10 protein-coding genes are annotated in these 12,719 nt (G+C 52.0%); 3 read left to right on the forward strand and 7 right to left on the reverse strand.

Annotated features, from left to right (window positions below; all coding sequences use genetic code 11):
• Window positions 1–2: 2 nt before the first annotated feature.
• The gene (locus tag JR338_01740) at window positions 3–1,760 is read right to left on the reverse strand and encodes a hypothetical protein (GenBank protein ID QRN83500.1); all 1,758 of its coding nucleotides are present in this window, start codon (window positions 1,758–1,760) and stop codon (window positions 3–5) included.
• 4 nt (window positions 1,761–1,764) lie between these two features.
• A complete protein-coding gene (locus tag JR338_01745; GenBank protein QRN83501.1) occupies window positions 1,765–2,133 on the reverse strand; it encodes a hypothetical protein in 369 nt (122 codons plus the stop codon).
• 183 nt (window positions 2,134–2,316) lie between these two features.
• On the opposite strand from JR338_01745, the gene JR338_01750 reads away from it, so the two are divergent.
• The gene (locus JR338_01750) at window positions 2,317–2,949 is read left to right on the forward strand and encodes a redox-sensing transcriptional repressor Rex (protein QRN83502.1); all 633 of its coding nucleotides are present in this window, start codon (window positions 2,317–2,319) and stop codon (window positions 2,947–2,949) included.
• On the opposite strand, the gene JR338_01755 is transcribed toward JR338_01750, so the two are convergent.
• On the reverse strand, window positions 2,946–3,764 hold the full coding sequence (locus JR338_01755; GenBank protein QRN83503.1) for a hypothetical protein: 819 nt from the start codon (window positions 3,762–3,764) through the stop codon (window positions 2,946–2,948). The genes JR338_01750 and JR338_01755 overlap by 4 nt on opposite strands.
• Window positions 3,765–3,776: 12 nt before the next feature.
• Window positions 3,777–4,787, reverse strand: a complete 1,011-nt coding sequence (locus tag JR338_01760; GenBank protein QRN83504.1) for a rod shape-determining protein — start codon at window positions 4,785–4,787, stop codon at window positions 3,777–3,779.
• Window positions 4,788–5,066: 279 nt separating this feature from the next.
• Between JR338_01760 and JR338_01765 the strand changes: the two genes are divergently transcribed.
• Both JR338_01765 and lon read left to right on the forward strand, forming a co-directional pair.
• The gene (locus JR338_01765) at window positions 5,067–6,452 is read left to right on the forward strand and encodes a bifunctional folylpolyglutamate synthase/dihydrofolate synthase (protein QRN83505.1); all 1,386 of its coding nucleotides are present in this window, start codon (window positions 5,067–5,069) and stop codon (window positions 6,450–6,452) included.
• A gap of 91 nt (window positions 6,453–6,543) precedes the next feature.
• Window positions 6,544–8,994: an endopeptidase La gene (gene lon / locus JR338_01770; GenBank protein QRN84331.1), complete on the forward strand. Its 2,451-nt coding sequence runs from the start codon at window positions 6,544–6,546 to the stop codon at window positions 8,992–8,994.
• Window positions 8,995–9,012: 18 nt separating this feature from the next.
• Here the strand turns inward: lon and JR338_01775 are convergent, their stop codons facing one another.
• The 3 genes from JR338_01775 to recG form a co-directional block, all read right to left on the reverse strand.
• Window positions 9,013–9,513 (reverse strand): hypothetical protein, encoded by a 501-nt coding sequence (locus JR338_01775; protein ID QRN83506.1) that lies wholly within the window; start codon window positions 9,511–9,513, stop codon window positions 9,013–9,015.
• Window positions 9,514–9,593: 80 nt separating this feature from the next.
• Window positions 9,594–10,118, reverse strand: coding sequence for a pantetheine-phosphate adenylyltransferase (gene coaD / locus JR338_01780; GenBank protein QRN83507.1), 525 nt, complete (start codon window positions 10,116–10,118; stop codon window positions 9,594–9,596).
• Window position 10,119: 1 nt separating this feature from the next.
• Window positions 10,120–12,606, reverse strand: a complete 2,487-nt coding sequence (gene recG / locus JR338_01785; protein ID QRN83508.1) for an ATP-dependent DNA helicase RecG — start codon at window positions 12,604–12,606, stop codon at window positions 10,120–10,122.
• Window positions 12,607–12,719 lie beyond the last annotated feature (113 nt).

Below are 12,719 nucleotides of genomic sequence, written 5' to 3' on the forward strand. Positions count from 1 at the left end.
TGTTACCGGCCGCCGCCAGCACAAGCGCAGGCACAACCGGCACAGGCGCAGGCACAGGCACAACCACCGCTGTGACCACCGCCGCCGCCTCGGAACCCGCCGCTGCCGGACTTGCTGGTAACGGGGATAGGGTTGGTGCGGGTGGTGACACTGCTGGTAAAGGAGGTCAGGTTGCCGACCACGCCGGCCGCCATGCCCGTCACACCATTGACCACACCAGCCGCGAAGTCTGAACCGGGGATGTGAGGCAATGAGGGCGAGCTGCTGCGTGAGCCGCCGGTGGACACCTTGCCAACCGAGGGTGTTGAGCCGCTCACCCGGCCAATATTGCGCCGATAGGTGGGTGAATAGCGGGGCCACCAGATGGGTACGTAGACCGGGCCACCCACGAATGTTCGGCGGGTGCGTTCGGCATAGTCGTCGTCCAGCATCGTCCATTCCAGGGTCTGATCGTAGTACTCGCTCTTGACTTCAGGAGTCTGGGCTTCTTCCACCATCTTCCAGGCCCGGCGCATGATGTCTTCATAGTAGGCTATGGTTTCTTTGCGGCTGAAGCCTTTCATCTTGTTCGAAACGCTTTTTACCAGGTCCACCATCATCTTTTGTAAGGAGGTTCGCCGTTTCGCATCGGGCTCTTTGAAGGCATTTAGGAAATCAATCTCATATTGATGCAGTCCAGCCGGCAGCGGATCCGTGACCGTCAGTTTCAGGGGGTCGGATTGCTCCACTGTGGCGGCGTCCTTCTTAATCGTGCCAAAGAGGATCATGGTCATGATCTTATCCATCGGCTGTTCCATCAGGATGGCCGATTCGACTGCGGTGAGCCCGCGTTTAATGCCGTGTCCCTCAATTTTCATCTTGGGCGGCAGATATTTCATCTTGCGTTTCTTCGCGCCGACGGTGCCCTGATAGATACTCCAGCCGAAGATGGCCGTGAAGAGCAAGCCAAAGCCAAAGCAGCAGATATTGCTGCCAAAGGCATCAAAGATGAAGGGAATGATCCCGGATGAGCCACCTGGCGAGGAACTGCTGCCGCTGGGAATCGACTTCACAATGGTCTCAGCGGGGATATATTGATCCGGGAAGGCCGTGCCAAAGATATATTGTGAATGCAAGTCGGCGTTATCGGTATACCAGGAGTAGTACATCCGATCTTCTGCCGCAGTCCGTCCGATATCATCGGGTGTATCGGCACCTGGCCAATTCGCGGGGTAGTAATACACACCCTCATCGTCACCCACGCCCGGGGGAAGGATCAGAGTCGCCCGGTAGGCTGTTCCGCTGCTCTTGTCATAGGCGGAATCAAACCAGGTGGGGCTGAATTGGAAATTCGCATAGTTTTCACGGTCGCCATTGTCATAGGGCGTGATGACATTCTCAACACCTGAAATCCAGGCAGTCACGGTACCGGTTTGTCCCGGGGGGATGGCTTTATCATCGAGATTCAGGGCGAAGCCATTGGTGACATAGGGCGAACTTTCCACTTTGGTGATCGCCTGACCATCAATTTCACCTTGAATGTTCTTAAGACTGTACGAGGAGGATGGCATGCCGATGTCAACATACTCAATCGGTGCCCCCGTAGGTAGGTTCTGGAATTCAAATAAATACCAGATGGATAAGGTGCCATCCTCTTCAATATATGCTTCCACTTCCATTGCGGTGACTTTGAATGCGTAGTCCTGCGCCGAAACGGTCGCGGGCAGCGTAAAGACTCCCAATAGAACGACAATGAGAAGGATGAACTTCAGTTTCTTCATTATTTCACCACTTTGGTTCTTCAGTCAGTTGGTAAGTAGTACCACAACTTGGACACTCGACCACCGGCGCACCAGCGACCATTTTGATGTCCTCGGCACTGAGAGGTGAGCCGCATGATTTACATTTGATCGTATCCATGTTTACATCACCCGGCAGATCAACCTGCAGATTTACAACCTGGTCACCAGCTTTTTGAGGCGGGGACAGCTTGGTACCAACAAAGATCAGCACGAATCCAATAACCATTCCGATCAGGCCGATAAATATCCAGCCAGGGGAACCTTCCGCGCTGAATGCACCCAGGATGAACAGAAATCCGAAGATGATGAAGACAGCAGCCGTTATGAAAGCAATGATTCTTCCTGCACGCATAGGACCTCCAATATTGATTTATATTTTTTTCTCTATGGTTATTTTAGCCGAGAATGTCTTTCTGTACCTGAGAAAATCACAGGCTTTGATCCAACCAGTAAAAGACAGTGACCATATAGCGTATAATAGATGTGTTTGAAATAAATTCATATCACCAGCTCTAATTATACAGGATACTGACTTATGGCAGAAGTAATTGTCCCAGACATTGTAATCAGCCGGTTACCTTGGTATCTCCAGACTCTCAACCAGTTAGCACGACAGGGGATGCATACCGTTTCGTCAAAAATGCTGGCTGAACGGCTTGGTACGACTGCAGCCCAAATCCGTAAAGATCTGTCTTATTTTGGGGGATTTGGCAAACAAGGGACGGGCTATTCGATTTATTATCTGATCGAGCAACTTCAAAAGATCCTCAACCTTGACCGGGTTTGGCAGGTTGTGGTGGTCGGCGCAGGTGACCTGGGCCGGGCACTTACCCGCTATCAGGGCTTTGCCAGCCGCGGGATTGAGATTGGCCTGCTTTTTGATGTGGACCCAAAGGTGATTGGGACCCCCGTCGGTTCAGTGGTTGTTGAAGATGTGGCGGTTATGGAAGAGAAGATCCGGGAAAAGAATATAAAAATTGCCATTCTGACTGTACCTGCCCAAGCTGCCCAACAGACAGCAGATAAATTAGTCGCAGCCGGGGTTAAATCCATTCTGAATTATGCTCCGATCACGTTGATCACCCCGGAATCAGTTCATGTGCAGCATATTGACCCTGTGCTCCACTTGCAGCGGATGATGTATTATCTGGGGGATTCCAAGCGCTAACTTTTTAGCGGGGGATTTTCAAGCAATGACAAAAGAATATCGGCATTTTCCAATTGGTTGATTGGCAGAGAGATCAGTTCGCGCGATGAGGTTTTTTCCAACAGCGCGAATTTTCTTTTCCTGAACTTTGGCTCAATATCCTGCCAGTAATAGGGCATTTTCTGGATCAGAAGGGCCTGAGGGGTAGCAACCAGGTCTCGATGGAAGGTGATTTTTTCTCCTTGCCAAAGGGCCTGTTGAGCCCTTTGGAACAGCCTGGGGAGGATAGCCTCACGGCAGCGGAGGATCAGTTCCTGAGAGTTGGTGACCTGGTCTGTGATTTGGAAGGTTTCCTCATCAACGGTCTCAAACTCAGCTCTGGATTGGACGTCAATAACGCTGGTGGCAAATTTGATCAGGTTGATTCGGGCATCCAGACGGGTAATTGAATCCCAAGGAATATTCTTGTGATTCTTTCCATTCTTGAAGCTCAAACCTGAGGAGCCAATCTCAATCCCATCGTATCCGTGGCGTGTGGTGAGAAGGAGAATGAGTGACCCTATGATTAAGCCACCGATAAAGATCAGCAATGGAATGGGGAGGGTCCGAAGGATCACGGCGCGACCGAAGCGTTGTATGGCGGTCCAGGTGATGAAAGCTCCATAGAACAGGGCAATGATTGCAACCAGGATCAGCAGAATCCCAGTCGGGATCCCAATGGTCCGTTTGAGATTATGAAAGCGAATGGGATAGAAACTGACCAACCCGTCCTGCCTCACAGGCTGACCTGGCGAATTTTGGTTACGCTTTGGCTGGGTCGAGACGGGTTTGGTCATTAAGTTTGTCCTTTATGACTTGGGGGGAAGATTTCGGCTGAGCTCATCCATCATTGAGAAGGCTTTGGCCGCTCCTTCCACCACACAGGTCGTGGGGTTATCCACCAAATAAGCGGGAATACCGAGGGCTTTGGTGAGATACTTGTCAATCCCGCGCATCAGGGCTGTGCCGCCACACAGGGCCACCCCGCGGTCGATGATGTCGGAGATCAACTCCGGCGGGGTCTTTTCCAGCACGTGCCGGATCATGGTGACGACTTCTTCGAGTGGTTTTTGCAGGGCTTCGACGATCTCATCTGTGGTCAGAAGCACGGGTTTGGGCAGACCGCTGACCTGGTCCTGGCCCTGGATTTCCATAGAGTGTTGCTCATCCTGCGGGATGGCTGCGCCAATTTTAATTTTCAATTGTTCAGCGGTGGGCTGACCAATGATGAGCCCATATTTATGGCGGACGTAATCAATGATGGAGTCATCCATCCTGAGGCCGGCCATCTGAGTTGTCTCAGCGGAAACGATGCCATTCATTGCTAAAACGGCTGCCTGAGATGTGCCGCCGCCCAGACTGACGATCATGTTACCGGTAGGGGTGCTGATGGGCAGATCCACGCCGATGGCGGCTGCCAGGGGCTGCTGGATCAGGTTGACATCCCGGCTGCCAGCGCCCAGCCCGGCTTCATAGACCGCGCGGCGCTCGACACTGGTGATCCCATAGGGGATGGTGACCATCAAATTGGGGCGGAAGAGCAGCATCCGTCCGGTTACGCGGCGAACCAGCTCGCGCAGCAAGTTTTCGGTGATTTCAAATTCCGCGATGACGCCGTAGCGCATCGGATGGTTGACCTCAATGGTGTCGGGGACACGGCCCAGCATATCCAAAGCGGATTGGCCGATTTCCACCAGTTTTAACTCCTCCAGGAGGATGGCAACCACGGTAGGTTCTTGAATGAGGATGTCTTTGCCTTCGGCAATCCTGGTGTTAAGGGTACCCAGGTCGATTCCGAGTTCGTGTGAGAGTCCTGCCATAAAACCTTCCTTATAAGGTGTGGTTTCTATCTATGATCTGGGGTTTATTGTAACCGCAGATGGTCCAAAATTATAGATATATCCAGATGAAAAAAACCCTGACCGCAGAGTTCTGTCAGGATTGATCTCAAATGGTCGATTAATCCCGTTAGTTATACCGATATTCTATCATTTATGGAATAGGTCTTTGTTTGATGAATTCCTGATCACAGTCTTGGATGTTTTTCAGCAGGGGATATAATAAACCCACGTTGCAATTCAGAGTAAAAAAGGATAAACATGCAGGATTTAGAAACCCGTTATCAGGAGTCACTGGATTTCCTCTATAGTTTCATTGATTACAGTCTGAAAAGAAATTTTCGGAATGCCGCCGAGAAATTCAACCTTGACCGCATGCGTCACTTTATGTCCCTGTTAGGAGATCCGCAAAAGGACTATGGCGTCATCCACGTGGCGGGGACCAAAGGCAAAGGTTCGGTTTCTTCCATGTGTGCCAGTGTGCTCAAAGCGCAGGGTTATCGGACGGGGCTTTATACCAGCCCGCATATGGTGGACTTTACGGAAAGAATTCGGATCAATGGCGAGGAGATTGGTCATGAGGATCTTGTCAGCCTGGTGGATGAACTTCGCATCGTCGCCGAGACGGTCCCAGAGATCACAACCTTTGAATTGACCACGGCTCTGGCATTTCTTTATTTTTCCCGCCAGAAGGTCGATTACGCGGTTTTTGAGGTTGGCTTGGGCGGGCGGTTGGATGCGACCAATATCGTGGCCCCGATTGTCTCTGTCATCACATCTATTTCTTATGACCATACCAAAATCCTGGGCGACACCCTCAGCGAGATCGCCAGCGAAAAGGGCGGGATCATTAAACCCGGCCGGCCGGTCGTGGTCGCGCCCCAAAAAGAGGAAGCCCGCCTGAAACTGGAGCAGATCGCTAGCGAACGTAGCGCCCCTTTGATCCAGGTCGGACGGGATTATCTTTTTGCTGCTGATGCGCACAGCCTGAGCGGGCAGAGCTTCCTGGTTTGGACGCCGGATGAGCAGCCTATGGTGGATGAGTTCATTGAGAGCGGCGGCCGAGACCTTTGGAGCCCGATGCGGTTCCATATTCCGCTGCTGGGCTTCCATCAGGTGGAAAATGCCGCCACAGCTTTTGCGGCCCTGCAGACGGCGGAAAAATATGGCGTTGAATTGAGTCAGCAGGCCTATCAGGAAGGTTTCGCAGGTGTGGATTGGCCAGGCCGTATGGAAGTCCTGAGAAAGTCGCCTCCTGTGGTGGTGGATTCAGCCCACAACCGCTATTCAGCCCTGCGACTTCGGCAAGCGATGGATGACTATTTCCCCGGGCTGCCAATTGTGATGGTCTTTGGTGCATCGGAGGATAAGGACGTTAGCGGGATGTTCCAGGAACTGCTCCCCCGAGTGCGTCAGGTGATCACGACCCAATCCGTTCATCCCCGAGCTTATGATGCGGTGGAATTGGTGGATATGATTCACCGCAGCGGACGGGCCGCCAAAGCCATTGTGCCGATCGAGGACGCGCTGGTTGAGGCTTTGCGTGAAGCTGGTAATGAAGCGGTGGTGTTGATTGCCGGGAGTGTTTTTCTCGCTGCGGCTGCTCGAGAGGTGTTACCTAAACTCGGGAATAATGGTACGGAATGATAAAATTAAGCGAACTTATATTTAGAGATTTATTGGAGAGATTATGAACGACGAACAATGGTTTCCGCCATCTGAAGATGACAAAGATTTGATGGGGAATATCCATCAACGGACGGAAGAGCTCTATCGAATTTCAGACCGCGATCCGAACGAGGAAGGGGTATTTGTCTGCCCAGCTTTCGTGCTGAAAGATGTCGTGGTGTTCCCGCATATGATCTCACCGATTTTCATCAGCAATGAGATCAGCCCAAAGGCGATTGAAGCCGCTCAGGGACAGAATAAGACGGCGATAGCACTTTTCCTATCCGATGAAGGCGTGGAAGGTGACATGATGAGCCAACACCTGCCGGTTGGTATGGAATTGGCCGTGGGGCGGCTGTTGAATATGCAGGGGGGCAATCACTCCGCTTTGGTGCAGGGACGGCGGCGGGTCGAGATTGTGAATATCCTCGAAACGGAGCCTTATCTCATCGTGGAAGCACGCCCAATACAGGATGAATACCGCATGACACGCCAGGTGACTGCCCTAATGCGAACGGCGCGCAGTCTGTTTGAGCGTTGCGTTGAATTAAACGATTCCATTCCGGATGAAGCTCAACTCTTTTCCATGAATATTAATGACCCCTCCTGGCTGGCGGATATGATCATCACGTCTCTTTCACTGGATAATGAACTGCGAAAGGAATTGATGGTGCTCTCCCATCCGGCAGACCGGCTGCAACGGGTCAATAAGATTTTGGCAGAAGAACTTGATGTCCTCGAACTTGAGGATGAGATTCAGGCCCAGGTGCAGACGGAAGTGAACCGTTCGCACCGGGAGTTCTATTTGCGGGAGCAGATGAAGGCGATCCAGACAGAATTGGGTGAAGGGGACATCTGGACCGAGGAAATCCTTGAGCTGCGAAAGTTGATTAAAGAAAAGGATATGCCTGATGAAGCCCGGTTGCAGGCAGGGCGTGAACTGGAGCGGTTGCAGCAGATGCCGCCAATGGCGCCTGAGGTGGGCATTATCCGAACTTATCTGGATTGGATGCTGGAACTGCCCTGGAATGATTCCAGTGAGGATAACCTTGATGTGGTCCATGCCAATAAGGTGCTGGAGCAGGATCACTATGGCTTGAAGAAACCCAAAGACCGGATCATAGAGTATATTGCGATCCGCAGTCTGAATCCCACTCGTTTACGCCAGCCTATTCTCTGCTTTGTTGGCCCTCCAGGCACGGGGAAGACCTCGCTAGGGAAGTCAATTGCCAACGCTTTGGGTCGGAAGTTCGTGAGGCTTTCGCTGGGCGGCGTCCGTGATGAGGCTGAAATCCGCGGTCACAGGCGGACCTATATCGGTGCGCTCCCCGGCCGGATTATCCAGACCATGCGCAAGGCGCAGACCAACAACCCGCTCTTCATGCTGGATGAAATTGACAAGCTGGGTGCGGATTTCCGCGGCGATCCTTCGTCGGCGTTGCTGGAAGTGCTGGACCCCGAACAGAATAACGCTTTTTCGGATCACTATTTGGAAGTGGATTATGACCTTTCCGAGGTGATCTTCATCACCACGGCCAACAGCCTGGGTTCCATCCCACCTGCCTTGTTGGACCGTCTGGAAGTTATTGAATTTTCTGGTTATATCCTGGAAGAGAAACTGGAAATCGCCCGGCGATTCCTGATCCCCCGCCAGTTGGAGGAAGCTGGTTTGGAAAAAGAAGGGATTTCCTTCCAGAACTCTGCGCTGACCAAGATTATCCGCGAATACACTTTTGAAGCCGGTGTCCGTAATTTTGAACGCGAAATCGGGCGAACTTTGCGGAAGATTGCCCGGATGAAGACGGAGAATAAGGACTATCCCAAGCGGATCACGCCTGCCGCCATCACGAAATTCCTCGGACCTCAACAGTTCTTTGAAACTGAGGCCGAAGGGGAGGATGAGGTTGGCGTGGCCACTGCTATGGCCTGGACGGAAAACGGCGGTGAGATCATGCCGGTGGAAGTGTTGATTCTGGATGGCAAGGGCAACCTGCAAATCACTGGACAGATCGGGGATGTGATGCAGGAATCTGCGCAGGCAGCCTTATCCTATATCAAATCACGGTCCGACATTCTGGATATTGATCCGGAGATATTTGAGAATATAGACGTGCATCTCCATGTGCCGGAGGGCGCAATTCCGAAGGATGGCCCCAGCGCAGGGATCACGATTTCAACTGCGATGATCTCAGCCCTGACGGAACGACCCAGCTATCACTGTGTAGCGATGACAGGCGAGATCACGCTGCGCGGCCGGGTCCTACCGATCGGCGGCGTGAAGGAAAAGGTTTTAGCGGCATATCGGGCAGGTTTGAAGAGGGTGATCCTGCCGGCTCGCAATGAGAAAGACCTTGAAGAGCTGCCCAAGAGCGTCTTGAAGGAACTGGAACTGGTCTTTGTGACCCACATGGACCAGGTTCTGCCAGTGGCGCTGCATGATAAACCGAAGACCACCAAGCCTGCCAAACGCAAGCCGAAAAAGAAAACAGCATCTGAAGAATCAGATGCTGCGGAAGGCTAGTAAATTTAGCTTCTCAAATTAGAGCAGATTATTTTCCATGGGCGCCTGGCTTTCATCGGATGAGGGCTGGTTATAGGCGTCCACTTTCAACGCGGTGATTCCATTCCTGACCTGTGAAAGCAGCCGGTCGAGGTCAGTTTCCAATTTGGAGAGCGAATCGAGGATATACTGATCGGCTTCATGCTGGGTCAGGGCGGCCTCCTGATGAGCCCGTTCGACGATCTGATTGGCCTGACTGTTGGCAGCCAGGATCAGTTCGTTATCATCCAGACTTCTCTCAGCCTTATCCCGTGCCAGGGCCAGGGTCCGATTGGCTTCTTCTTTGGCCTGCGCCATGATGCGGTCACGCTGGGCGATGATCTGCTGGGCTTTCTTGATCTCTTCCGGGATTGCAACCCGCATTTGATCGATCAGATCCAACATACGATCCTCATCCACGATGACACTATGGGTTAACCAGACCGGACGACTCTCATTGAAGAGCTCTTCCAATCGATCAACAAGATGTAGTATATCCATAACATCCTCCACTCATTCTAGTCATCGTATTTAGTTGCAAGCCTCATACCAATATTAACATATTCCGGTTCTTTTGTGAATCAATCCCTTAGAGAGGTCAGGGGGACGATATCCTGTTCTTCTCCCAGGGTGTGAAAGCGCGCTTTGAGGGCTTTTTCCACGTGGGGGGGCACCATGCTGGAGACATCTCCGTCCAGGGCGGCAATCTCTCGAACAGTTGTTGATGACAGGAAAGTGTGCTGCTCAGAGGTGATCAGGGCGATCACGTCAATTTCCGGTTCAAGGCGGTTATTCGCCAGGGCCATCCGGAACTCATATTCAAAATCGGAGAAGACCCGCAGCCCACGGATCATTGCCCTGGCACCAATTTCCTTGACATACTTCACCGTCAGCCCGGTATAGGCTGTTACGCTGATGTTGCCCACATTTTTGAAGGATTCTTCAACGAGGGACAGGCGTTCTTCCGGTGAGAAGAGGATATTCGATTGATCCCGAGCGTAGACTGCCACTATCACTTCATCAAAAAGGTCGGCTGCGCGCTTGGCAATATTGATATGACCGTAATGGATCGGGTCAAAGGTTCCGGGAAATACGACGGTTGTCATTTCAGCTTAAATCTCCTTCGCCGCCAAGCCAAAAATGGTTGAGGGCGTTCAGCATTAGTTGATGTTCAGGTGCGGATAATTCCGGGTCGTTGTCGAAGACCTCTTTGGCATATTGACCGGCTTTTTCGATCAGGTGAATATCGGTCAGTTTAGCCAGCCGCAGGTTCTCATATCCGGATTGACGGGTCCCCAGGAATTCGCCGGGTCCGCGTTGGGCCAGGTCGTGTTCAGCGAGGACAAAGCCGTCATTGGTGCTTTTCATCGCCAACAAGCGTTCATTTTCAGCCGCATCTTTGGTCTCTGGGATCAGGAAACAGTAGGATTGATCCTGGCCGCGACCAACCCGGCCGCGAAACTGATGGAGCTGAGCCAGGCCAAAGCGGTCTGCGCCTTCAATCAGCATGACGGTGGCATTGGGGATATCCACGCCAACCTCTACCACCGAAGTGGAGACAAGGATGTCCAGTTCCTTATCGCGGAACTGCTTCATCACGGTTTCTTTTTCTTCAGGACGGAGCCGACCATGCAGCAGACCGACCCGAAGATGTGGGAAGACATCTTTTTGCAGCCGTTCCTGTTCTTCCACAGCAGCTTTCCGTTCTTCATTTTCACCCTGTTCCACCAGGGGGTAGATGATAAAGGCTTGATGACCTTCCCTCACCTGGGCTTTGATCAGGGTATACACCCGTTCCCGCTCTGTAGGATAGAGGATGTGGGTGCTGACAGGCTGGCGGCCAACCGGCATCTCGTCCATAATGCTGAGGTCCAAATCGCCATAAATGGTTAGCGCCAGGGAGCGAGGGATGGGTGTGGCGGTCATGACCAGCAGGTGGGGGTTCTCGCCCTTTTCACGGAGCGCTGCTCTTTGGGCAATACCAAAGCGATGTTGTTCATCGACCACGACCATTTGAAGGTCTTTGAAGACCACGGGCCCTTCAATCAGGGCGTGGGTGCCGACCAGAATCTTGACTGTGCCATCGGCCAGACCTGCCAGAATTTCTTCGCGTTCGCTATTGGGGGTGTCACCAATCAATAAGCGGATTTCATTTTCGTGGAGATAAGCGCCTTCAGCATCTGAAGCCAGCAAGCGTTTGAGGCTGGCGTAATGCTGTTCAGCTAAAATGCTGGTGGGCGCCATGAAGGCGGCCTGAGCACCGTTTTGTACGACGATTCCCATACCCAGGGCAGCTACGATGGTCTTGCCGGAACCGACATCGCCTTGCAGCAGGCGGTTCATGGGGTGCCCGGCAGCCAGGTCCTGGCGAATTTCTGCCAGCGCGTTTTGCTGCGCCCCGGTGAGTTCGAAGGGGAGTTTGGATGTCTGTTCTGCAAGCCAGTTGTCGTCCACTTCGTAAATCCGGCTTTCCGGGCTGATCCATTCCTGACGTTGGCGCAGGAAGCCTAATTTTAGTAAGAAATGTTCGTCAAAAGCAATCCTATAACGGGCCTTGCTCAGGTTGGATTTATCTTCGGGAAAGTGAATTTGCATTAGCGCGGTCGAAAGGTCCATCAACTCTGCATCAGCCAGGATGTACTCGGTGATGAAATCGGAGATTTTAGGCGCCCAATAGCTCACCACATTGTGCATGGTCCGCCTCAGCCAGCGCTGACTCAGCTTGGCTGTCAGGCCATAGACTGGCACGATGCGGTTGGTATTGATCTGTTCTTTTTCCACTTGCTCATAAACAGGGTGGTACATCACCAGGCGGCCAAGATATTGTTCAACCTTGGCTGAGATGGAGAGGAACATATCCTTTCGCAGATAGCGCATTTGATATTCCTGGTTGAACCACATCAATTGAATGGCGCCGGTGCTGTCTGAAACGATGGCCTGGGTTATCTTGCGTTGGCTGTTAGGAGTTTTGAAGGTCTTGACCGACTTGACATAGGCCAGGATGGTGACTTCCTCACCGAATTTCAGGTCCTGGATCAGCTTCATCTGTGAATAATCGTCATAGCGATGGGGGAAGTTGTAGAGCATATCCTCTACGGAGTTCAATCCCAGTTTTGATAACAATTCTGCTTGTTTGTCACCGATCCCACGGATGATGGTGGTGGGTGCCCTCAATCCCTGGAGCGTATCTGAGACTGGCAGGGGGGCGGGAGCGCTTTGACGCCGCGTGGTCGTCCCACGGGATTTCTTTTCAGTTGGTTTTTGGGGTGCAGGTTTCTGAGTTTCCTGCTTTTGGGGTTCCATAGGTTGCACCTGTATTTCTGTTGAATCCGGCAGGTGTTTGATGCCCGCCACATCCAAAATCTGGCCGATCTCTTTGAGAGCCTTGGCCCGCTGCTCAATTGGCAGGTTGGTGTAGTTTTTCATAATCTTCGAGACTTGCTGGATCAGAGTTTCATTCATGCCTGCAGCCCGGGCTTCTCCCACCCAGGAATCGGTGAATTTCTCCAGTCCTCCCACGACAGCCTTGTTTTGATAATTGAATTCGGCTTCCAGCTTGAAGATTTTATAGAGTTTTTCCGTTGATTGAACCATAGTATAGATGATACCTTGTCAGATCAATAGTGCATTCATTTTAACGCAATTCATCCCATAATCATAATATATCATGGCAGAAAACGTATTTTCCCAAACAAAGCCCATTAAAT

Source organism: Chloroflexota bacterium (genome assembly GCA_016887485.1).
Taxonomy (GTDB): Bacteria; Chloroflexota; Anaerolineae; order Anaerolineales; family Anaerolineaceae; genus Brevifilum.

What these genes read in the sequence shown, in the direction of transcription:
- JR338_01740 (QRN83500.1), bottom strand. Translation starts at nt 1,760, where the DNA reads ATGAAGAAACTGAAGTTCATCCTTCTCATTGTCGTTCTATTGGGAGTC.
- JR338_01745 (QRN83501.1), bottom strand. Translation starts at nt 2,133, where the DNA reads ATGCGTGCAGGAAGAATCATTGCTTTCATAACGGCTGCTGTCTTCATC.
- JR338_01750 (QRN83502.1), top strand. Translation starts at nt 2,317, where the DNA reads ATGGCAGAAGTAATTGTCCCAGACATTGTAATCAGCCGGTTACCTTGG.
- JR338_01755 (QRN83503.1), bottom strand. Translation starts at nt 3,764, where the DNA reads ATGACCAAACCCGTCTCGACCCAGCCAAAGCGTAACCAAAATTCGCCA.
- JR338_01760 (QRN83504.1), bottom strand. Translation starts at nt 4,787, where the DNA reads ATGGCAGGACTCTCACACGAACTCGGAATCGACCTGGGTACCCTTAAC.
- JR338_01765 (QRN83505.1), top strand. Translation starts at nt 5,067, where the DNA reads ATGCAGGATTTAGAAACCCGTTATCAGGAGTCACTGGATTTCCTCTAT.
- lon (QRN84331.1), top strand. Translation starts at nt 6,544, where the DNA reads ATGGGGAATATCCATCAACGGACGGAAGAGCTCTATCGAATTTCAGAC.
- JR338_01775 (QRN83506.1), bottom strand. Translation starts at nt 9,513, where the DNA reads ATGGATATACTACATCTTGTTGATCGATTGGAAGAGCTCTTCAATGAG.
- coaD (QRN83507.1), bottom strand. Translation starts at nt 10,118, where the DNA reads ATGACAACCGTCGTATTTCCCGGAACCTTTGACCCGATCCATTACGGT.
- recG (QRN83508.1), bottom strand. Translation starts at nt 12,606, where the DNA reads ATGGTTCAATCAACGGAAAAACTCTATAAAATCTTCAAGCTGGAAGCC.